Genomic DNA, 17,066 nt, shown 5'->3' with positions numbered 1-17,066 from the left:
CAGAGCCCCGATGTCGGGCGTTGCCCGAACCCGGCAGGGCTTTGCCCTGCACCCACACAAGGTCCCGGACCTTGTGGATCCGGAGCGCCGAAGGCCGGACCGCCTGCGTCTATTTCAGCACCCGGGACAGCCGGCACCAGGCCGTCTTGTCGGGCGGTAATCCGAAGCGCAGGCGCTCCGGGCGCTCGGCGAAGCGGCGCACGGCAATGCCCGCCGCCGCGAGGCGCCGGTAAAGGTCGGGCCCGTCTGAAAAATCCGCGGTCCGGAACAGGCATGTGCCGCCGACGACCTGTCCTCCGCCCCGCACGATCATCCGGTCGAGCCGGGCCGCGTCCGCCGCCCGGGTCCGAGCGGCCTCCGCGCGCCATTCGGTATCTGACAGGGCCGCGGTCCCGATCGCCAGCGCCGGGCCGGACACCGCCCAGGGCCCCAGCGCCTCCGCGATCCGGGCCGCGATCCCGGGCTCGGCGACCGCGAAGCCGAGGCGCAGGCCCGCAAGCCCGTAGGTCTTGCCGAAGGAGCGCAGCACCACGAGGCCCGGCCCGACATGCGGGCACAGGCTCTCCACCGGTTCGAGATCCGCGAAGGCCTCGTCGACCACCAGCAGGCCGCCGCGGGCGCTGAAGGTTTCGGCCAGGGCGCGGCGCTCGGCCAGCGCAAATGTCCGCCCGTCCGGGTTGTTGGGGTCGACGATCACCGCCACCCGGGCGTCGTCGAGCGCGTCGAGATCCGCGACCTCGCGCACGGTGTGGCCGGCCCGGGCCCAGGCAGCGGCGTGCTCGGCATAGGTGGGGCCCAGCACAGCCACCTGGGTCGGAGCCAGCAGCCGAGGCAGGGTCTCGATCAGGATCTGGGTGCCAGGGGCGGGCACGACATGGGCCGCATCCGGTGCGCCATAGGCCGAAGCCGCAGCCGCGCGCAGGGTCTGGACCTCGGAAGCCTCGGGGAGCCGCGTCCAGGCGCTGGTTTCCACGGGCGGCACGGGATACGGGATCGGATTGATCCCCGTCGAGAGGTCGAGCCAGGGCTCCGGCGCGTCGGGAAAGGCTTTACGGAGGCCTCCGAGATCGCCGCCATGGGCGATCGCGGCGGTCTCCTGCGCGGAAAAACGCCACACCGAATGGTCCATCCGCCCGAAACGCTCGCCGTGCTGGCCCTCGCCCTCGGGATCGAGGCGGCGGCCGGCTATCCGGACGCGCTCTACAGGGCGGCCGGCCATCCTGTCACGTGGATCGGACGGTTGATCGCGGCCCTGGAGCACGGCCTCAACCGCGGCTCCGCGCGGCGGCGCCGGCTCGCGGGCTGCGGCGCGCTGGTGCTGCTGCTCGCCGCCGTGGGCCTGCCCGCCCTCCTCCTCACGGCGCTCGCGGGCCTTGCCGGCCCCCTCCCCGCCCTGCTCCTGCTGAGCCTCGCCTGTGCGAGCCTGCCGGCCCAGCGCAGCCTGCACGACCACGTGGCCGCGGTGGAGGCCGCCCTGCGCAGCGGCGGCCTGGAGGCCGGGCGGCGGGCCGTGGCAATGATCGTGGGCCGCGACCCCGAGCGCCTCGACGAACCGGCGGTCTGCCGGGCCGCGATCGAGAGCCTGGCGGAGAACTTTTCCGATGGGATCGTGGCGCCGGCCTTCTGGATCGGCGCCCTCGGCCTGCCGGGCGGCGCGCTCTACAAGGCGATCAACACCGCCGACAGCATGATCGGCCACCGCACGCCCCGCTACGCGGCCTTCGGCTGGGCGGCGGCCCGGCTCGACGACGGCGTGAACCTGCCGGCCGCGCGCCTCGCGGGCCTGCTGATCGCCGGGGCGGCGCGCCTGCGCGGCGCCGATGCGCGCGGCGCGCTGCAGGCGATGGCCCGGGACGCCCGCCATCACCGCTCGCCCAATGCCGGCTGGCCGGAATCCGCCATGGCGGGCGCGCTCGGCCTGAAGCTCGCGGGGCCGCGGGTCTATGATGGCACCCTGGTGCCCGACGCCCATATGGGCGATGGCCGGGCCGAAGCCACGGCCGACGACATCGCCCGGGCGCTGGTTCTCTACCGCACGGCCTGCTGGCTCCAGGGTGGGCTCGTGCTGGGGTTGCTCGGGCTTTGGCTGACCCTGGCGACCTGACCGTCTTTGCGAGCGGAGCGAAGCAATCCAGGGACGCGGGACATCCGTCAGCGTGGCGCGCCTGGGTGGCTTCGCTCCGCTCGCAAGGACGTCGCGCTGGTTGCCTGGGACTTGGTTGCCCAGGACTTGGCACGATCCGCGCTCTCAGCGCATCGTGACGGGGCGGGACAGGGAGAAGCCGATGCGCGCGGTGTTCGTGGATGCCAGCGAGACGCTGGCGGCGGTGGCGCGCCGGCTGCTGCGGCCGGACGACCCGCCCTTCGCGATCCACGCCGAGCCCGCCATCACCCCGCAGGACCTGCCCGGCCTCCTGGCCGGCGCCGAGATCGCGGTGATCGACCACACCGCCCTCCCCCGCGACGTGGCCCGGGCCTGCGTCGGGCTGAAGCACGTGGTGTTCCTCGGCACCGGCGCGCGCAGCTACATGGACCCGGAGGCGCTTCAGGCGGAACTCGGCGTCACGGTCCACACGATCAAGGGCTACGGCGACACGGCGGTCGCCGAATGCGCCTTCGCGCTGATGTGGGCGGCGGCCCGGGGCTTGGCCGAGATGGACCGGGCGATGCGTGCCGGCTCCTGGCTGCGCACCGAGGGAATGCAGCTTACCGGCAAGTGTGTCGGCCTCATCGGCTTCGGCGGGATCGCGGCCGAGATGGCGCGGCTCTGCGCGGGCATCGGCATGCGGGTGCTCGCCTGGAACCGCACGCCCCGAACCCATCCCGACGTCGCCTTCGTGCCCCTGGAGCAGCTGCTCGCCGAGAGTGACGTAGTCTCGCTCCACCTGCTGCTGACCGACGAGACCCGGGGCTTCCTCTCGGCCGACCGCATCGCCGCGCTGAAGCCCGGTGCCATCCTGATCAACACCGCCCGCGGGGCCGTGACCGACGAGGATGCTCTCGTCGAGGCCCTACGCACAGGCCACATCGCGCAGGCTGGGCTCGACGTGTTCACGGTCGAGCCCCTGCCGGCGGATCACCCGCTGGCCGGCCTGCCGAATGTCACCCTTTCGGCGCACTCGGCCTTTCGCACGCCCGAGGCCAGCGCCAACCTGATCGGCGCCGCCCTCGACCATTGCCGCCGGATCGCCGCCGGCTGAGGGCGCTCCAGGCCCGGTTTCGAAAGGTCGAGACCTTTCGCGGGTCCAGGGCAGAGCCCTGGTCGGGGCCCTGCCCCGACACCCCGCCAAAGGGTTGAAGCCCTTTGGAAACCCAGAATTCAGGCGCTCAGTGCTCGGTGCCCGGCATGTTCGGCCGCGGCTCGCCACCGTGGTGGTGGATCAGGTTGGAGCGTTCCGGGCTGCCCTTGGCGTTCGCGACCTGCTTCCGGGCCGCAGCGGCCAGGAACCAGATCCCGCCGAGCGTGCCGAAGGCGAGGATCAGAAGCGGAAATCCCTGGCTCATCGCGGTGCCCTCCTCGACGATGGCCCGCAGGCGCGCGGGTTTGCATCATCGTGCCAGCGTTGCCGGCACAATGAATGATAACACACGAACCCGCCGCGCGTTCAGACGGCCCGCGCGCGCTCCGGGACGCCCCGCCGTTCCGTGTCCCGCCGCAGGGCCGAGAGCACCACGAACATCAGGCCGGCCCCCACCGCGAGGCAGACCGACAGGAACAGCATCGGCACGAGGTCGCTCTTGGTCTGGTCGCGGATGAACGGCACCGCGTTCTGCGCGATGAGGCCGCCGAGATTGCCCACCGAGTTGATCGCCGCAATCCCGGCCGCTGCCGTGGCGCCGCGCAGGAAGGTCCCGGGCATCGACCAGAAGACCGGCTGCGCCGAGAAGGTCCCGGCGGCCGCCACGCACAGGCAGGCGAACTTCACGGCGTTGCCCGGCAGGATGACGGAGAGCGCGAGGCCCGTCGCGCCGACCAGAGCCGGCCCGACCACGTGCCAGGTCAGCGCGTTGCCCTGCGCGCCGGTCCGGGCGGCGTGGCGCGGCACCCACCACAGGGCCACCGCCGTAGCCGTCCAGGGGATGATGTTGAGGAGGCCGTTGGTCAGGTTCGAGACGCCGAACCCCTTCACCACCGTGGGCAGCCAGTAGCCGAGGCCGTAGGCGGCGAGCGGCAGGAACACGTAGATGCCCGCCAGCATCAGCACGCGCTTGTCGAGGAGTGCCGCGAACGGGTTGCCGTGATCGACATGGCCCCCGGCCTCGCTCTCGGCCTTGAGCGTCCGGCTGAGCCAGTCGCGCTGGGCCTGCGACAGCCAGGGCGCGGTCTCCGGCCCATCCGGCAGGACGGCCAGCACCACGAAGGCCATCAGGATCGCCGGCACGCCGGTGGCCAGAAAGACCCATTGCCAGCCCGCCAGCCCCCAGACCCCGTCGAGGCCGAGCAGCGCCCCGCCGACCGCCGCGCCGACCGCGTTGGCGATGGCGCTGGCGATCATGAACCAGCCGATCATCCGCGCCCGGTGGGTCTGCGGGAACCAGAGCGTGAGGGCGAACAGCACCCCGGGGAAGAAGCCGGCCTCGGCGACGCCGAGCAGGAAGCGCAGCACGTAGAACATCGCGGCGTTCTGGGTGAAGCCGAGGAGCACCGTGACGAGGCCCCAGGTGATCATGATCCGCGCGAACCAGATCCGCGCGCCCACCCGCTCCAGGAAGACGTTGGCCGGTACCTCGAACAGGAAGTAGCCGAGGAAGAACAGCGAGGCCCCGAGCCCGTAGGCGGTCTCGCTGAGCCCCAGGCTGCCGACCATCTCCAGCTTGGCGTAGGAGACGTTCTGCCGGTCGATATAGGCGATCAGGTAGAGCAGCCCGAGGAGCGGCATCAGCCGCAGGGTCACCGTGCGGACGGTGCTCGCGGCGAGATCCTCCCCGGGCGGGGCTTGCGTGGACGGCATCGGCGTTCCTCTGAGCGGTCGCGGCCCTTCGTGGCGAGGGCCTGCCATTACGCAGAGTAATCGCTGGCTCGCCCCGCGGCTACCGGGCAAGCGCCAGGAGACGGTCGCAATCGACATGGGCCGCGATGTGGCGCGCGAGCCCGTCCAGCGCCGCCTCGACCCCGGCCTCGTAGCCGGCCCCCGCCGAGGCCGTCCCGAGGCGCGCGAGCCACGCGGCCCGTTGGGCGTCGTCGGCGAACAGGCCGTGCACGTAGGTTCCGGCCACACGCCCGTCCGCCGAGACCGCCCCGTCCAGGCGCCCATCCGCGAGGCGCAGGAGCGGCCGTGCCGCGTCGGGGCCCGCGGTGGCGCCGATATGCATCTCGTAGCCCGAGAACGGCACGCCATCGGGCAGGCTCGTGCCGGTGACGGCGACGAGGCGCTTCTCCGGCGTCATCACGGTCTCGACGTCGAGGAGCCCGAGGCCCGGCACCGTGCGCGGCGCCCCCTCGATCCCGTGCGGGTCGGCGAGGCTTTGGCCCAGCATCTGGTAGCCGCCGCACAGCCCGAGCACCCGGCCGCCCCGGCGGACATGCGCCCGCAGGTCGATGTCCCAGCCCTCCTGGCGAAACGCCTCCAGGTCGTCGATCGTGGTCTTGGAGCCCGGCAGCAGCACCAGGGCGGCCTCCGCGGGGATCGGCGTGCCGGGCCGAACCAGCACCACCGACACGCCGGGCTCCGCCCGCAGGGGATCGAGATCGTCGAAATTCGCGATCCGCGGCAGCACCGGCACCGCCACTGTGACGGCGTCTTTTCCACGTGCTTCCGAGCCGGCGAGCCCCAGCACGTCCTCGGCCGGCAGGCGGGCAGCGGCGGGGAAATGCGGCACGAGGCCCAGCGCCGCCCAGCCGGTCTTGTCGGCGATCAGCCGCATCCCGTCGGCGAACAGGCTCGGATCGCCGCGGAACCGGTTGACGATGAAGCCCGCGATCATCGCGGCATCGTCGGGATCGATCACCGCCTTGGTGCCGACGAGGCTCGCGATCACCCCGCCCCGGTCGATGTCGCCGACCAGCACCACCGGCGTGTCGGTGGCCCGGGCGAAGCCCATATTGGCGATGTCGCCCGCGCGCAGGTTCACCTCCGAGGCCGAGCCCGCGCCCTCGACGAGGATCAGGTCGGCCTCGTCCCCGAGGCGGGAAAAGCTCTCCAAGACGGCCGACATCAACCGCGGCTTCCAGGCCTGGTAGTCGCGGGCCTTCACGGTGGCGACCATCCGGCCCTGCACCACCACCTGGGAGCCGACTTCGCTCTGCGGCTTCAGCAGCACGGGGTTCATGTGGACGGAGGGCGCCACCCGGGCGGCCCGGGCCTGGAGCGCCTGCGCCCGGCCGATCTCGCCGCCATCCTGGGTGACGGCGGCGTTGTTCGACATGTTCTGTGGCTTGAACGGCCGGACCCGCAGACCCCGCTCCGTGAAGGCGCGCGCCAGCCCCGCCACGAGCAGCGACTTGCCGACATCGGAGCCGGTGCCCTGGATCATCAGGACCTTTGCGTGGGGCGGGCTCAGAACTCGATCCCTTCCTGCGCCTTCACGCCGGCGGCGAAGTGGTGCTTCACGCTGCCCATCTCGGTGACGCAATCGGCGGCCTCGATCAGGGCCGGCTTGGCGTTGCGGCCGGTGACCACGACGTGCAGGTCCGGCCGGCGCCGCGTGAGCGCGGCCAGCACCGCGTCGAGGTCGAGGTAGTCGTAGCGCAGCGCGATGTTGAGCTCGTCGAGGACGAGGAGGCGGATCGTGGGATCGGCCATCAGGTCCTCGGCGACCGCCCAGGCGTGGCGGCAGGCGGCGATGTCCCGGGCCTTGTCCTGCGTCTCCCAGGTGAACCCCTCCCCGAGGGTGTGCCAGACGACTCGTTCGCCGAAGGCCGCCACGGCGTGGCGCTCGCCCGTGTCCCAGCCGCCTTTGATGAACTGCACCATGCCGACCCGCCAGCCCCGGCCGAGCGCCCGCAGCATCAGCCCGAGCGCGGCCGTGCTCTTGCCCTTGCCGGGGCCGGTATGGACCAGCAGCAGTCCCTTCTCGAGGGTCTTCTCCGCCACCTCGGCGTCCTGCACGGCCTTGCGCTTCTCCATCTTGGCGCGGTGGCGGGCTTCGTCCTCGTTCATGCGGAGGCTCCGGGTTTCACGATCAGGGGTAGTCCGGCGACGGTGAGCACGACCCGGTCGGCCTCAGCGGCGAGGCGCTGGTGCAGGCGCCCGGCCGCGTCGCGGAAGCGGCGGGCGAGCGCGTTGTCGGGCACGATCCCGAGCCCGACCTCGTTGCCGACCAGCACCAGCGGGCCGGGGGCACGGGTGCAGGCGGCGACGAGCTGCGCGGTGGCTTCCTCCAGATCGGCCTCCGCCAGGATCAGGTTGGTGAGCCACAGGGTGAGGCAATCGACCAGAACCGGCCCCTCCGCCTCGGCCACGGCCTCCGGCAGGGCGAGCGGCACGTTGCGGGTGCGCCACGCCTCCGGCCGCCGCGCGCGATGCTGGGCGATGCGATCGACCATTTCGTCATCGAAGGCCTGGGCGGTGGCGAGGTAGAGCCACGGCCCGGGGCAGGCCTCGATCAACGTTTCCGCGTAGGCGCTCTTGCCGGAACGCGCCCCGCCGAGGACGAGGGTCATGCGAGGCGTGGGTTGAGGCATGCCCCTCCATCGCGCCTTGCCGGCGTCCGGTCAAACTGGAGCGATGTGGCGCTTCGGCGGTTGCCCGCCGCCTCGCCTCCGACTATAGAACCCTCGGTCCAGCCAAAGCGCCCTTCGTCTAGCGGTCCAGGACGTCGCCCTTTCACGGCGAAAACACGGGTTCGATTCCCGTAGGGCGCGCCAATAATATCAAGCACTTAGCTTGTATCGGCGCTGGGCGTGTCCAACAAATGTCTCATATACGCCCCTAGGCAAAGGTGGACTCTACAGCCCGCACCGGATGCGCGAGCGGCGTTCGTTAGGCGTCGGAGCCCAACAGATTTGCTTGTCGACAACCCGGGAACCCAGAAACTTAGAGGTCTCCCGTCCGCTACTCTCCAGCGCCGCCTTGGCGGGTGTGGAGTACGTATACGATGGCATCGATCAAGATCCGCGCGGCAGGTGACAGTTCGTTCGGCGTCTACCGGAACGGAGCTGCCGTCGCGTCCGGCCTGACCCGGGCTCAAGCCGAGCGCTGCGCCAAGGTCCTGGGTTGGATCGCTTGAGACGGCAGGTCACTCTTTCGCAAGAATGCAAGGCTATCGCTCATCTGCTGGCGGGTTGAGACGGTCCCGCTGACGATCCGCGCCCGCCCGCAAATATGCCCCTCAGCTGTTGAGGGCGGGCGTGGGTGACCAGGGTACGCATCTTGAGCGTGCCCCTGAGAGAAACTTAGACCGTGCCGGCCTATGCTATCCCTGCCAGAGCTTCCGGCTCTCAGCCAGCCTGTCGCGCAACTGCTCTGCCTCCGGCGGCTCTGGCTCCCCGAGCAAGGCAGCGATCCTCTCGCTACAGGCCAGTCAACGCGCCGCGTCGCGCTGCCATCTGGCGAGCCCCCGATCTGCCCCGATCCGGGCCATGCGGCGAGCTGCTGCCCGCCGCCGAAAGCCATGCCAGTGGAAAGCCGCGACTAGGACGGCCAGCCGGATCCCATCCCCGAGGGTTGGCGTCTGTCGCGGAAGGATGGTTGGCATCACTCGGCCTCAAGATCGCGGTCCGTGCCGCGCAACCAAACGACTTGGCTCTCGTGATGGTTCTCGGGAGCGCCGAGGCTGGGCTCGCTGTCCCCGCCGTCCTCGCGGTCGGGATCCCCGTCGCCGTCGTCCAAGAAGGCGACGATGCGATCCACGATGTCGAGGGCGAGTTCGGCCAGCCGCTCGAATTCCTCTCGGGGGATCGGCTTGGCAGCAGGCAGGCTCGGGCGGCCCAGGAAGGCGACGATCTTGCTCATGGTCTGGGTCTCGGTGGGGTTGGACCTGTAGTCCCCCGGCAGGATCCGGCCGGGGCGGTACGCACGGCGACAGAAGGGGAGGTCAGGCCCGACGCGCACGGCGCCGAAACTGGATTAGTCCTTCGGGCGGTGAGCCTCCGGGAGGCCGCCAGTTACGGCCAGTACGTCCCCTGCGAGGTCCATCAGCAGCCCGTCGCTATCGTCAGGGTCGTAGAGCCGAGCGCTGCAGGCTTTGGGGTCGGTCTCGGCGGCCATGTTCGCGGCGATGCGGGCCTTGATCGCGAGGCCAGTCAGCCCCCGTGCCGTAACCTCACGACCCCGCTGTAGAACGGTGTCGCGGGTGGCCTTGGTCGCATCGTAGGCTGCTTCCAGAGCATCGAGGTTCACCACCGCACGGGCTTCTCGGATCTGCTCCTGCCACTGATCCCACGCTGCCACGATGGCATCGGCACGGACCTGCGCCCTCGGGTCCGGTCGAAGACGCGTCACGCCGTCCGGCTGAAGCTCGCCCTCAGTGCCGCCGACGAAGTGGCCGAGACACGGCTGCACCCGCAGGATCTCTACCTCTTCCGCACCGTATGGCAGAAGAAGTTCTCGGCCACCGGCAAGAGGCTGCGTTCTGGGTCTGGGTATCGAGGGATAGACCCAATCGTGCGACCATACCTTGAGGCCAACAGGGACGGGCGGCTTGTCGTACCGATCCCGCGCGACGCGCAGAGCATGCGCCGCTGCTCTGAACGCCGCATCGGTCTCAAGGAGCTCGGCTTCCAGTGCGATCAGCTCCGCGTCGGCCTCATCGCCGAACAGCTTCAACACGCCGTTGCACATGCTGCGCAGAGCGCGCCGGGCGTCCTCCTCCACCTCGACGCAGTTGGCATCGAACACCGCACCCGGCAGGTAGCCGGCGAGCGCCACGAGGCCGCCCACGGTGGTTGCGCGTGTGTCGACTAATTCCTCGAACGCCTCGGCCTGGATGCGGTAGGGTTCGGCTTCCGCCTTCTGAGCCATCGCGCAGGCGTCGCTTCCCTCAACACAATCGTTGTAGGCATCGCCGAGCGGCTTCCAGGCGGCATAGGCGGCACGGTGCTCCGCGATGATGACGTGGGCATAGTCGCCATCCGGCTCCGGCAGGGGCTCGGGATCCTCACCGTCAGGATAGGCCAGTGCGTACAGCTCGCGGATAGCCGTCTGCCGCTGCGCCTCGGCGAACCGTAGATCCCGGCGGGTGGTGATGACGAGAAGGTCGGCCAGTTCGGCCGCGGTCTTAGCGCGGGCGGCCGGCATCTCGCGGACCGTGAACCGGGTGAAGTCGCTACGCTGGGCAGCCTTCACCCATTCCGTGGTCCAGAGCGTGAAGCTGTCTCCGATGCGCAGGGCCGCATGCTCGCCTTCCGCGAGGCACGTCAGCCGATCGAACTCGCTGCGGGCCTTGTCCCATGCCGCGATAGCCTCATCCGAACCGGGTGCGGGCAATGGGTTCGGAGCCGCCGTGCGAACCGTGAGGTTCAGGAGGTCGGATTTTAGGGCAGCCGCACGCCGCTTGAGCGAGGATCCGGCTTCGGCGCGGCGGAACGGGTTGGATAGCTTGAGAGAGGGCATAGGTGCCTCCGAGGATCACGGGGTGACGGGAGGCGCGGCGGGCAAGCGCCGCGCGGTGGCGGGCTGGGTCAGAGCAGGGTGGCAAGGCCGGTGAGGACCATGCCCCCGCCGATGATGGCGACGGCGGCCAGCAGCTCGCCGGCCGTGTCGAGGAAGCGGAGGCTGCGGCTGTGCGCGGTGTCGGGGCGGACAGGCGTCACGGCCTGCCACGGCTCGATAGTGCCCGGCTGCGCCTCGTTCGGCTGATCGCGGTAGGGGCGGGCGACGCGGACGCGGACGGGCTTGCCGCTGTCCGTGATGCGGACTGGGACGGGCTGGCTAAAATCTGGGATACGGACGTGTTTCATCGTTCGGGCTCCAGAGGGCTCGTGGGGGTCGGGTCGGTGATGAAGGGGTGCGGGCGCCGGTCAGGCCGGCGCGGGCGTCAGGGCGATGCGCTAGGCGTCGGCGAAGTCCGCCAGGATCTCGACAAGGTGGGTGAGGCCTTCGCCGTCCGGATCGCAGGACGTGGACGCGTAGTGCTGGGCCAGGGCTGAGAGGCCCGCGAGCGTCGTCGGTGCCGTGGTCCGCAGGACGCTATCCGCGGCATCAAGGCGTCGGTCTCCAGCCCACCAACGCGCGGTAGGCTCGGCGCTCTCGTCCCCGGCGGTATCGTTGCCGATCTGCGCGAGGTCGCGGCTTGCAGCCTCGCGGACTGCTAGGGCTGCCAGGGTGGGGTCAGGCTCGGCCACGCTGGCAGGCGCGGTAGGCGCTTCCGGCAAGGCGGCGCCGAGCGGGTGGACCATGCCGGCCGCGAGCGCCCAAGCGGGATGATCGCCGTCCGGCCCATACAGGTCCGGCAGCAGGGCCCACAGCCGATCATCAATCCGGTTCAGCAGGTCGTGGGCTACGTCGCTCGCGGCGGACCGCAAGGCATCGTCCTTGAACTGGTCTGCATCGGCGCGGCCGTCGCCGTAGACGTACTGCGCCAATTCCATGCCGATGACGGCCGTGCCGATCTCGGCCTGCGTCTCGGGAGAGAGCAGATGCCACGCCTCGGCGGGTGTGAAAGGCAGGGGCATGCGGGCCCAGAGCGCGGCGTGGTCGGGCAGCCGGGCGGTACCGTCGCCGCGGAGGGTACCCACAGTGCGGGTATCCTTGGCGATGGCAGGGACGGCCGTGGCGGCGAGGATCCCGGCGGCGAGGGCGCGGCGGTTGATGCGGGCGGACATCGCGGCGGCTCCTCAGTGCGCGGCCATGTGGCGGGCGAGCTTGGCGGACCGCCACGCGGCGGTGAGGCAGACGGACATCGCCTCGGCCCAGGTGCCGCCGAAGCGCTCCTGATGGGCGTGGGCGGCGGATGCCGCGGCCGACATGATGGCGGCGCGGTTGAACTTACCGGCAGCGTAGAGCGGGCGGCGGGTGGTGCGCACCGTCATGTCAATGCGGGCGGTGGCGGACAGGAGGCCGGCGGGGATCTGAGGGCGGCTGTCGCGGCCGGCGCGGTCGATGCGGGTCCAGGAGACGGTGCGGTGGGACATCGGGTGCCGTCCACGTTGCGGCGGTTGCTACCGCCTATGGACTTGGTATAATACCCATGCCTTGGTGTAGTCAACAGGGCATTGGGTATAAAAACAACCGAGGGTGTGATGTTATCGACCGGCAATCAGCTCCGCGCGGCTCGGGGCCTTGTTGCGATGGATCAAGTCACCCTCGCGGAGCGATCCGGCGTCAGCGCCAACACCATCCGGTCAATGGAGGGGAAGGGCGCGAACGGGCTTACGAGCGGCCTTGATACGGTGCGTGCCGTCCAGTCTGCGCTTGAGGCTGCAGGCGTCGAGTTCCTGAACCACGGGCGCCCTGGCGTGCGGCTGCGGGCTGAGCCTCCCGACCGGGAGATGTCCAAAGCCTAATCGCGCGCACTCGCCCATTGACATCAACCTGCGGTAGTCCGCAGGGCTTACCTATGTTGAAAAATCTCCCTCGAGGCCCGACCACCTTCGGTGGCCGCGGGCTGGCGTTCGTGCACGGCATCCGCATCGTGATGAAGGTCTGCCCGACCTGCTCGCAGTGGAATTCTCCGAAGGCGGCCGATAGCGGCGTGTGCGGCTGGTGCGCCTACATTCCCTTATGTGAGGATCTGGAGCCCGCCGTACAGTTCGAGCGCCCCTGATCTACTCCACGGTGCGCCGTTTCAGGGGTCGATTGTCGGCTCGTTCTCAAGCAATTGGATCGAGGCCGCGACTGGACCGTCCATCGGTCCGACGTGGGCCACGAAGCGTGCACGCGACCAGAGTTCGACGCGATCCCCGTCGCTTAGGTGGAAAGCGCGTTCCGCGGCTTCCGCATCGGTGTCGGCCTCAATCAGGATGGTTGCTCTGACGCTGCCGTCCGATGTGAACCGATACGCGCGATACGGCGACATCGTGCAGGACGAGCGACGATCGGTCGGAAAGCTCACAACGTCTGCCATTTACGCTTGTTCACTACCCTTGGGAGCACCAGCCCCAAGCTGTTGGAGCCTGGGAAGTCGATCTACTTATGCCGGTATCCTGCGCCTTCAGAAGCAGCAAAGATAGCGCGGATGATGGGGCAGCCGGGACGAACGTTGGCAGCACTGTCAAGGAGCCTGCGAGAGCCTGTCAGACGTCATCCGGTCTAAGCAATGCATGGAACGGTCGGTCGACGCGGCTGGTTCGGACCTCACAGCAGGCCGCGTTGGCGTGCTGAAGACGACCAGGATATCGCGATGGCTACCGGCACTGTGAAGTGGTTCAACGAGACCAAGGGCTATGGCTTCGTCCAGCCCGACGATGGCGGTAAGGACGTGTTCGTGCACATCTCGGCTGTCGAGCGCGCTGGCATGCGCAGCCTCAACGAGGGTCAGAAGATCTCCTACGACGTCGAGGCCGACCGTCGCAGCGGCAAGGAGAGCGCCGCCAACCTAAAGGCGGTCTGAGCCCGCACGAGGGTGATGACGCCGCCCCGGCTGTGGCGTCATCGCTTGTGACAGGGTGTAGGGATTGTCATGTCAGACGTGCCGCACCCCTACTCCATCGAGGTCTCACCGCTCACCAAGCCGGAGGGCCACTTCCAATGGGCGATCCGCAAGAGCGGCAAGTTGAGCGAAAGGTCCGACCGCCCGCACTGGAGCGAGTCAAAGGCGTTTGAGAGTGCCATGGAGGCTGTGGAGCGCGCCATGAAGCCGGGCACTGACGGCGGCGGGCGTCGCTGATTGCGTAGTCCCCTGCCGAGCCCACCAGCCCGTGAGCAGATCGGCCGGCGGGGCCGAGCCGAGCATGAAAAACATCTCGAGCACGACGGTGGCGGCTTCAGTGCTCGGTCCCCGGCATGTTCTGGCGTGGTTCGCCGCCGTGATCCTTGATGAGGTTGGATCGTTCTGGGTCGCCCTTCAGATTGGCGACCTGTTTCCGAGCAGCCAATGCGAGGAAGCCGACACCGCCGATTGTGCCGAGCGCGAGAAATAACAGAGAGATGCCGCTGCCCATGGGCGAAGCCTTTCGTCGGAGGAACCGCCGAATGAGGGGCGACGGGGAGCATTATGCTACAGGTCGAACGAAGCCCGGCGTATTGAGTTGCCGTTTTTATAAGATTTTTCGGGGTTCTGCGCCTTTACCTAACATTTGTAGGTAGGATCAACGAGGTTCACGCCGCGTTGATTAGAAATATATCCGCCTAAGCTCGGGTTTTTATCGTGTACAATCCTATCTTTTCATCGATAATGCTGGCGATCGAGTCCCAGCGCGTGATCGAGCTGCGCCTGGTCCGCCTCGCATGGGGTGGCCGCGAGGGTCGGGCCGAGATGCAGTCGATGGTGACCGAGAAGGTACACGCCGCTGCCGAGGCGATGACGACGCTGATGCTCGGGGGCTCGCCTGAGACGGTCATCGCCCGCTACCGTGAGCACGTCGCCCGCAACATCAAACGACTGTCGGCGGCCTAGCGCTAGGCGTCAGTCACGCCTCGCTTCGGCACCGGTGCCCTCGACACATGCCCGCAAAACTGCGTTGCCCTCCATCGCAAACCAAGCGCGCAACATGCTGGTGGCCCCTGCCCCGCCCCCGTGGCGGCCTTTTCGGAGCCTGCGGGCAGCTTTCTCGATCCGGCCAGCAGCGAGACTACTCACAACGGCTTCAGTTGCCGCCGCAGCCAGCGACATGCATCTTCAAGGGTGGGAAAGGTCGGAACCCTCTGCCCCTGTAGTCGGCCGAACCCCGCCTCCAGGAACCAGCTCCCGACATTGTCATGCTCCGGTTCGGCGAGGCGGACCAGCACGGCCACGAGCAACCCGTTGGCGATCACGAGCATGCCCTCACGGTCGGGGCTGTTGGTGTCGACCGCAATCGGCTGAAGCTGCAGCACGAGCAGCGTCGCGACGTTGCCGCGCCCGGACATCAGCTAACCCTCCTGGGCTGTGCCGGGCCAGCTCAGGTCGCGCCGCTCGCCCCAGCGCGTGTTGCGCAGGTGCAGGTAGTTCGGCGTGAAGTCGCAGAAGGCCTGGAGCCGCTCGACGTCGAGGATGGTCAGCACCCGCCGCTTCAGACGGATCAGGCCCTGCGCGCGCAGATCCCGCAGCGTGCGGTTCACGTGCACGTCCGACAGGCCCATCATGTCAGCGATCTGCGTCTGCGTCAGCGGGAAGGCGTAACTGTTGTCGGTCACGCGCCCCACCGCCTCCAGGCGCATGAGAAGCTCGCAGAGAAGGTGGGCGATGCGCTGAGGCGGGAGCCGGCCGCCGATGTTGACCAGCCACTCGCGCAGGACGGCGCCGTCGACCAGTGAGCACCACCAGAAGGCGCGCGCGATGTCGGCGTGGTCCCTGGCAATCTCGTCGATGGCTTGGCGCGGGATGTCCACGACCTGGCACGCCGAGATCGTGCCGATGGCGTGGTCCATCTGGTCGAGGATGAACACATTCAGGTCGCAGAAGTCGCCTGGCACCAGCAGGGCCATGATCTGGCGCTGGCCGTCCGGCAGGACCTTGTAGCGGTAGGCAAAGCCGTCGAGGATGAGCAGGACGTTCTCGGGCTTGTCGCCCTCCCGGATCAGATCCTGGCGCGCGGCCACCTGCCGGACCTTGAGCACCAGGCGGTTCAGGGCCCAGCGGGCCGAGTCGGAGAGGGGTTCGAAGCTCTCGAGCTTCCGTCTCAGCGCCTGCTGCATCGGACCGTCCTCCCTGAAGGGAGAACGCGGTAATCGTTCTGAAGGTGACCTTCGGAGGTACACCGGATTGAGCGTCGCCAATCCAGCGACATCGCCATAAGGGCAACGTTGGATGCCCTTGCCCTGTGCTGCAATCGATGATCGGCCCGGTAAAAGGCCCCGCCACCCGGACCGGGCGACGGGGCTCGAGTGCGCTCGGGTCTGAAGAAGCCGTGCAGGCGATGAAGGGGCAAGGAACGCTCGCGCGGCTCGCTGCGCTTGCAACATCACAGCTACAGCCTGCTATCCATGACACTGGCGTGGGAGGCGCATCTCGTCAAAAAGCAGGTTTCATCCAGATTTATTCTCAATAGAGGGCGCGCGCGCCAAAGAAGCGATTAATTTTCCGTAAAAGGTTCGCGCAACTGTCTTTTGATCGCGGGAGAAAGCGCTGTTCCCGTAGGCTGGCGATAACTTGACACTTCGTCATGCACGACCAAGGCGCGGGAACCGGCAATGGCAGCAGGACCTCTGTGGGATCGTCTCTCTCTGGCGCTGTCTCCCGGCCCGAATGGCTACGGCTCACCCCGACGACGTGCGCCTGCGGAACACCGGCTGTTCGATACCGGCACGATCGAGGCGGTACGGCGCGGCCTGTGGTCGGTCGAGACCCTGAGTCGGTGCATCGTCGAGACGAGCCCGGACTGCATCGAGGTGCTCGACCCGCAGGGCAACCTTCAGTTTGCCAACCCGACCGCGCTACAACAGCTGCGCAGCAGCGAAACTGCCGAGAACGAGGGCGAACCCTGGGTTTTGTCCTGGCCCGATGATGCGCGGGCGGCCGTTCTCGAAGGACTTGAAGTCGTGCGGGAAACGGGCGTCGCTCGCTTCAGTCATTGGCGTCCGGGCCTCTCCGGAGAGGCGCGTTACTGGGACGTGACGCTCTCGCGCATGTTGGACGATGACAGGGATCCCATCGGCCTGCTCGCGGTCTCGCGAGACATCACCGCCCTGGCTCAGGCGGGAACCGACCGCGACCTGTGCAGCCGTGAGTTGAGCCACCGGCTGAAGAATGTCTTCGCCCTGGTCAACGGCCTCGTCACCCTGTCTGCACGAAACACTCCAGCAGTTCAGCCGTATGCACGGACGCTGAGGGATCGTTTCACCAGTCTCGGTCGGGCGCTGGAGTACCTGCAGGTGCCGCCCCCGGATGAGGCAGCGCCGCGCCCGGCGCAGACCCTGCAAGCGCTACTGCGTACCTTGCTGATGCCCTACGAGGGCGTGGGCAACGCGCATCGCCGCATCCGGTTGTTCGATGGGGCCGACATTCCAATCCGCGACACGGCGGTGACGAGCCTCGCGCTGATCATCCACGAACTTGCGACGAACGCGGTCAAGTACGGAGCCCTGTCCAGTGACACAGGCACCGTC

At 68.7% G+C, this 17,066-nt stretch carries 23 protein-coding genes and 1 tRNA gene; 9 read left to right on the top strand and 15 right to left on the bottom strand.

Annotation, left to right across the window (positions count from 1 at the left end; genetic code table 11):
* Positions 1 to 109: 109 nt before the first annotated feature.
* Positions 110 to 1,129 carry a threonine-phosphate decarboxylase CobD gene (gene cobD, locus BLQ49_RS23080; protein WP_091720274.1) on the bottom strand — a complete coding sequence of 340 codons (1,020 nt, stop codon included), beginning with the start codon at positions 1,127 to 1,129 and terminating at the stop codon, positions 110 to 112.
* Between cobD and cbiB the strand changes: the two genes are divergently transcribed.
* The gene (gene cbiB / locus BLQ49_RS23075; RefSeq protein WP_091720271.1) at positions 1,121 to 2,104 is read left to right on the top strand and encodes an adenosylcobinamide-phosphate synthase CbiB; all 984 of its coding nucleotides are present in this window, start codon (positions 1,121 to 1,123) and stop codon (positions 2,102 to 2,104) included. The genes cobD and cbiB overlap by 9 nt on opposite strands.
* Before the next feature lie 181 nt (positions 2,105 to 2,285).
* Complete coding sequence (locus BLQ49_RS23070; RefSeq protein ID WP_091720268.1) at positions 2,286 to 3,200, top strand: NAD(P)-dependent oxidoreductase; 915 nt, start codon at positions 2,286 to 2,288, stop codon at positions 3,198 to 3,200.
* 127 nt (positions 3,201 to 3,327) lie between these two features.
* On the opposite strand, the gene BLQ49_RS29840 is transcribed toward BLQ49_RS23070, so the two are convergent.
* From BLQ49_RS29840 to cobU, 5 genes are all read right to left on the bottom strand, one after another.
* A complete protein-coding gene (locus BLQ49_RS29840) occupies positions 3,328 to 3,504 on the bottom strand; it encodes a hypothetical protein (protein WP_167627764.1) in 177 nt (58 codons plus the stop codon).
* 101 nt (positions 3,505 to 3,605) lie between these two features.
* Positions 3,606 to 4,952 carry an MFS transporter gene (locus tag BLQ49_RS23065; protein WP_091720265.1) on the bottom strand — a complete coding sequence of 449 codons (1,347 nt, stop codon included), beginning with the start codon at positions 4,950 to 4,952 and terminating at the stop codon, positions 3,606 to 3,608.
* A gap of 79 nt (positions 4,953 to 5,031) precedes the next feature.
* Positions 5,032 to 6,474 (bottom strand): cobyric acid synthase, encoded by a 1,443-nt coding sequence (locus BLQ49_RS23060; RefSeq protein ID WP_091720262.1) that lies wholly within the window; start codon positions 6,472 to 6,474, stop codon positions 5,032 to 5,034.
* A 23-nt stretch (positions 6,475 to 6,497) separates the two neighbouring features.
* A complete protein-coding gene (gene cobO / locus BLQ49_RS23055) occupies positions 6,498 to 7,100 on the bottom strand; it encodes a cob(I)yrinic acid a,c-diamide adenosyltransferase (RefSeq protein WP_091720259.1) in 603 nt (200 codons plus the stop codon).
* The gene (cobU, locus tag BLQ49_RS23050; protein ID WP_208859102.1) at positions 7,097 to 7,624 is read right to left on the bottom strand and encodes a bifunctional adenosylcobinamide kinase/adenosylcobinamide-phosphate guanylyltransferase; all 528 of its coding nucleotides are present in this window, start codon (positions 7,622 to 7,624) and stop codon (positions 7,097 to 7,099) included. The genes cobO and cobU overlap by 4 nt, the downstream gene beginning before the upstream one ends.
* A 107-nt stretch (positions 7,625 to 7,731) precedes the next feature.
* Between cobU and BLQ49_RS23045 the strand changes: the two genes are divergently transcribed.
* Together BLQ49_RS23045 and BLQ49_RS30665 are read left to right on the top strand one after the other, a co-directional pair.
* Positions 7,732 to 7,807, top strand: a tRNA-Glu gene (locus tag BLQ49_RS23045).
* 230 nt (positions 7,808 to 8,037) lie between these two features.
* Positions 8,038 to 8,169 carry a hypothetical protein gene (locus tag BLQ49_RS30665; RefSeq protein WP_280141001.1) on the top strand — a complete coding sequence of 44 codons (132 nt, stop codon included), beginning with the start codon at positions 8,038 to 8,040 and terminating at the stop codon, positions 8,167 to 8,169.
* A 467-nt stretch (positions 8,170 to 8,636) separates the two neighbouring features.
* Here the strand turns inward: BLQ49_RS30665 and BLQ49_RS23040 are convergent, their stop codons facing one another.
* The 5 genes from BLQ49_RS23040 to BLQ49_RS23020 form a co-directional block, all read right to left on the bottom strand.
* The gene (locus tag BLQ49_RS23040; protein ID WP_091720253.1) at positions 8,637 to 8,894 is read right to left on the bottom strand and encodes a hypothetical protein; all 258 of its coding nucleotides are present in this window, start codon (positions 8,892 to 8,894) and stop codon (positions 8,637 to 8,639) included.
* Between the two features lie 114 nt (positions 8,895 to 9,008).
* Positions 9,009 to 10,493, bottom strand: a complete 1,485-nt coding sequence (locus BLQ49_RS23035) for a hypothetical protein (RefSeq protein ID WP_091720250.1) — start codon at positions 10,491 to 10,493, stop codon at positions 9,009 to 9,011.
* 68 nt (positions 10,494 to 10,561) lie between these two features.
* Complete coding sequence (locus tag BLQ49_RS23030; RefSeq protein WP_091720248.1) at positions 10,562 to 10,840, bottom strand: hypothetical protein; 279 nt, start codon at positions 10,838 to 10,840, stop codon at positions 10,562 to 10,564.
* Positions 10,841 to 10,930: 90 nt separating this feature from the next.
* Entirely contained in the window at positions 10,931 to 11,704 is a 774-nt protein-coding gene (locus BLQ49_RS30435) for a hypothetical protein (protein ID WP_244507730.1), read from the bottom strand.
* A gap of 12 nt (positions 11,705 to 11,716) precedes the next feature.
* Positions 11,717 to 12,013: a hypothetical protein gene (locus BLQ49_RS23020; protein ID WP_091720245.1), complete on the bottom strand. Its 297-nt coding sequence runs from the start codon at positions 12,011 to 12,013 to the stop codon at positions 11,717 to 11,719.
* Positions 12,014 to 12,438: 425 nt separating this feature from the next.
* Between BLQ49_RS23020 and BLQ49_RS23010 the strand changes: the two genes are divergently transcribed.
* Positions 12,439 to 12,645 carry a hypothetical protein gene (locus BLQ49_RS23010; RefSeq protein ID WP_091720240.1) on the top strand — a complete coding sequence of 69 codons (207 nt, stop codon included), beginning with the start codon at positions 12,439 to 12,441 and terminating at the stop codon, positions 12,643 to 12,645.
* Between the two features lie 21 nt (positions 12,646 to 12,666).
* Here the strand turns inward: BLQ49_RS23010 and BLQ49_RS23005 are convergent, their stop codons facing one another.
* Entirely contained in the window at positions 12,667 to 12,945 is a 279-nt protein-coding gene (locus BLQ49_RS23005; protein ID WP_143012298.1) for a hypothetical protein, read from the bottom strand.
* 276 nt (positions 12,946 to 13,221) lie between these two features.
* Between BLQ49_RS23005 and BLQ49_RS23000 the strand changes: the two genes are divergently transcribed.
* Together BLQ49_RS23000 and BLQ49_RS22995 are read left to right on the top strand one after the other, a co-directional pair.
* Positions 13,222 to 13,431 (top strand): cold-shock protein, encoded by a 210-nt coding sequence (locus tag BLQ49_RS23000; RefSeq protein ID WP_091720235.1) that lies wholly within the window; start codon positions 13,222 to 13,224, stop codon positions 13,429 to 13,431.
* 69 nt (positions 13,432 to 13,500) lie between these two features.
* A complete protein-coding gene (locus tag BLQ49_RS22995) occupies positions 13,501 to 13,707 on the top strand; it encodes a hypothetical protein (RefSeq protein ID WP_091720232.1) in 207 nt (68 codons plus the stop codon).
* Positions 13,708 to 13,804: 97 nt separating this feature from the next.
* On the opposite strand, the gene BLQ49_RS29835 is transcribed toward BLQ49_RS22995, so the two are convergent.
* Complete coding sequence (locus BLQ49_RS29835) at positions 13,805 to 13,981, bottom strand: hypothetical protein (protein ID WP_167627763.1); 177 nt, start codon at positions 13,979 to 13,981, stop codon at positions 13,805 to 13,807.
* Between the two features lie 233 nt (positions 13,982 to 14,214).
* On the opposite strand from BLQ49_RS29835, the gene BLQ49_RS22990 reads away from it, so the two are divergent.
* Positions 14,215 to 14,436 (top strand): hypothetical protein, encoded by a 222-nt coding sequence (locus BLQ49_RS22990; RefSeq protein WP_425284028.1) that lies wholly within the window; start codon positions 14,215 to 14,217, stop codon positions 14,434 to 14,436.
* A 179-nt stretch (positions 14,437 to 14,615) separates the two neighbouring features.
* On the opposite strand, the gene BLQ49_RS22985 is transcribed toward BLQ49_RS22990, so the two are convergent.
* A complete protein-coding gene (locus BLQ49_RS22985; protein ID WP_091720227.1) occupies positions 14,616 to 14,888 on the bottom strand; it encodes a hypothetical protein in 273 nt (90 codons plus the stop codon).
* A gap of 3 nt (positions 14,889 to 14,891) precedes the next feature.
* Positions 14,892 to 15,656, bottom strand: a complete 765-nt coding sequence (locus tag BLQ49_RS22980) for a Crp/Fnr family transcriptional regulator (RefSeq protein ID WP_091720225.1) — start codon at positions 15,654 to 15,656, stop codon at positions 14,892 to 14,894.
* 495 nt (positions 15,657 to 16,151) lie between these two features.
* On the opposite strand from BLQ49_RS22980, the gene BLQ49_RS22975 reads away from it, so the two are divergent.
* Positions 16,152 to 17,066: PAS domain-containing protein (locus BLQ49_RS22975; RefSeq protein ID WP_143012297.1), on the top strand; the 915-nt coding region annotated here is incomplete at its 3' end.

It is taken from the genome of Methylobacterium phyllostachyos, assembly GCF_900103445.1.
GTDB lineage: Bacteria > Pseudomonadota > Alphaproteobacteria > Rhizobiales > Beijerinckiaceae > Methylobacterium > Methylobacterium phyllostachyos.
This window is presented reverse-complemented; position numbering and strand designations above follow the sequence as displayed.

What these genes read in the sequence shown, in the direction of transcription:
- BLQ49_RS22985 (WP_091720227.1), bottom strand. Translation starts at nt 14,888, where the DNA reads ATGTCCGGGCGCGGCAACGTCGCGACGCTGCTCGTGCTGCAGCTTCAG.
- BLQ49_RS23070 (WP_091720268.1), top strand. Translation starts at nt 2,286, where the DNA reads ATGCGCGCGGTGTTCGTGGATGCCAGCGAGACGCTGGCGGCGGTGGCG.
- BLQ49_RS22990 (WP_425284028.1), top strand. Translation starts at nt 14,215, where the DNA reads ATGCTGGCGATCGAGTCCCAGCGCGTGATCGAGCTGCGCCTGGTCCGC.
- BLQ49_RS23020 (WP_091720245.1), bottom strand. Translation starts at nt 12,013, where the DNA reads ATGTCCCACCGCACCGTCTCCTGGACCCGCATCGACCGCGCCGGCCGC.
- BLQ49_RS30665 (WP_280141001.1), top strand. Translation starts at nt 8,038, where the DNA reads ATGGCATCGATCAAGATCCGCGCGGCAGGTGACAGTTCGTTCGGCGTC.
- cobO (WP_091720259.1), bottom strand. Translation starts at nt 7,100, where the DNA reads ATGAACGAGGACGAAGCCCGCCACCGCGCCAAGATGGAGAAGCGCAAG.
- BLQ49_RS23005 (WP_143012298.1), bottom strand. Translation starts at nt 12,945, where the DNA reads ATGGCAGACGTTGTGAGCTTTCCGACCGATCGTCGCTCGTCCTGCACG.
- BLQ49_RS23010 (WP_091720240.1), top strand. Translation starts at nt 12,439, where the DNA reads ATGTTGAAAAATCTCCCTCGAGGCCCGACCACCTTCGGTGGCCGCGGG.
- BLQ49_RS22995 (WP_091720232.1), top strand. Translation starts at nt 13,501, where the DNA reads ATGTCAGACGTGCCGCACCCCTACTCCATCGAGGTCTCACCGCTCACC.
- BLQ49_RS23040 (WP_091720253.1), bottom strand. Translation starts at nt 8,894, where the DNA reads ATGAGCAAGATCGTCGCCTTCCTGGGCCGCCCGAGCCTGCCTGCTGCC.
- BLQ49_RS23030 (WP_091720248.1), bottom strand. Translation starts at nt 10,840, where the DNA reads ATGAAACACGTCCGTATCCCAGATTTTAGCCAGCCCGTCCCAGTCCGC.
- BLQ49_RS23060 (WP_091720262.1), bottom strand. Translation starts at nt 6,474, where the DNA reads ATGATCCAGGGCACCGGCTCCGATGTCGGCAAGTCGCTGCTCGTGGCG.
- BLQ49_RS23000 (WP_091720235.1), top strand. Translation starts at nt 13,222, where the DNA reads ATGGCTACCGGCACTGTGAAGTGGTTCAACGAGACCAAGGGCTATGGC.
- BLQ49_RS30435 (WP_244507730.1), bottom strand. Translation starts at nt 11,704, where the DNA reads ATGTCCGCCCGCATCAACCGCCGCGCCCTCGCCGCCGGGATCCTCGCC.
- cobU (WP_208859102.1), bottom strand. Translation starts at nt 7,624, where the DNA reads ATGCCTCAACCCACGCCTCGCATGACCCTCGTCCTCGGCGGGGCGCGT.
- BLQ49_RS22980 (WP_091720225.1), bottom strand. Translation starts at nt 15,656, where the DNA reads ATGCAGCAGGCGCTGAGACGGAAGCTCGAGAGCTTCGAACCCCTCTCC.
- cobD (WP_091720274.1), bottom strand. Translation starts at nt 1,129, where the DNA reads ATGGACCATTCGGTGTGGCGTTTTTCCGCGCAGGAGACCGCCGCGATC.
- BLQ49_RS29835 (WP_167627763.1), bottom strand. Translation starts at nt 13,981, where the DNA reads ATGGGCAGCGGCATCTCTCTGTTATTTCTCGCGCTCGGCACAATCGGC.
- BLQ49_RS23035 (WP_091720250.1), bottom strand. Translation starts at nt 10,493, where the DNA reads ATGCCCTCTCTCAAGCTATCCAACCCGTTCCGCCGCGCCGAAGCCGGA.
- BLQ49_RS29840 (WP_167627764.1), bottom strand. Translation starts at nt 3,504, where the DNA reads ATGAGCCAGGGATTTCCGCTTCTGATCCTCGCCTTCGGCACGCTCGGC.
- BLQ49_RS23065 (WP_091720265.1), bottom strand. Translation starts at nt 4,952, where the DNA reads ATGCCGTCCACGCAAGCCCCGCCCGGGGAGGATCTCGCCGCGAGCACC.
- cbiB (WP_091720271.1), top strand. Translation starts at nt 1,121, where the DNA reads ATGGTCCATCCGCCCGAAACGCTCGCCGTGCTGGCCCTCGCCCTCGGG.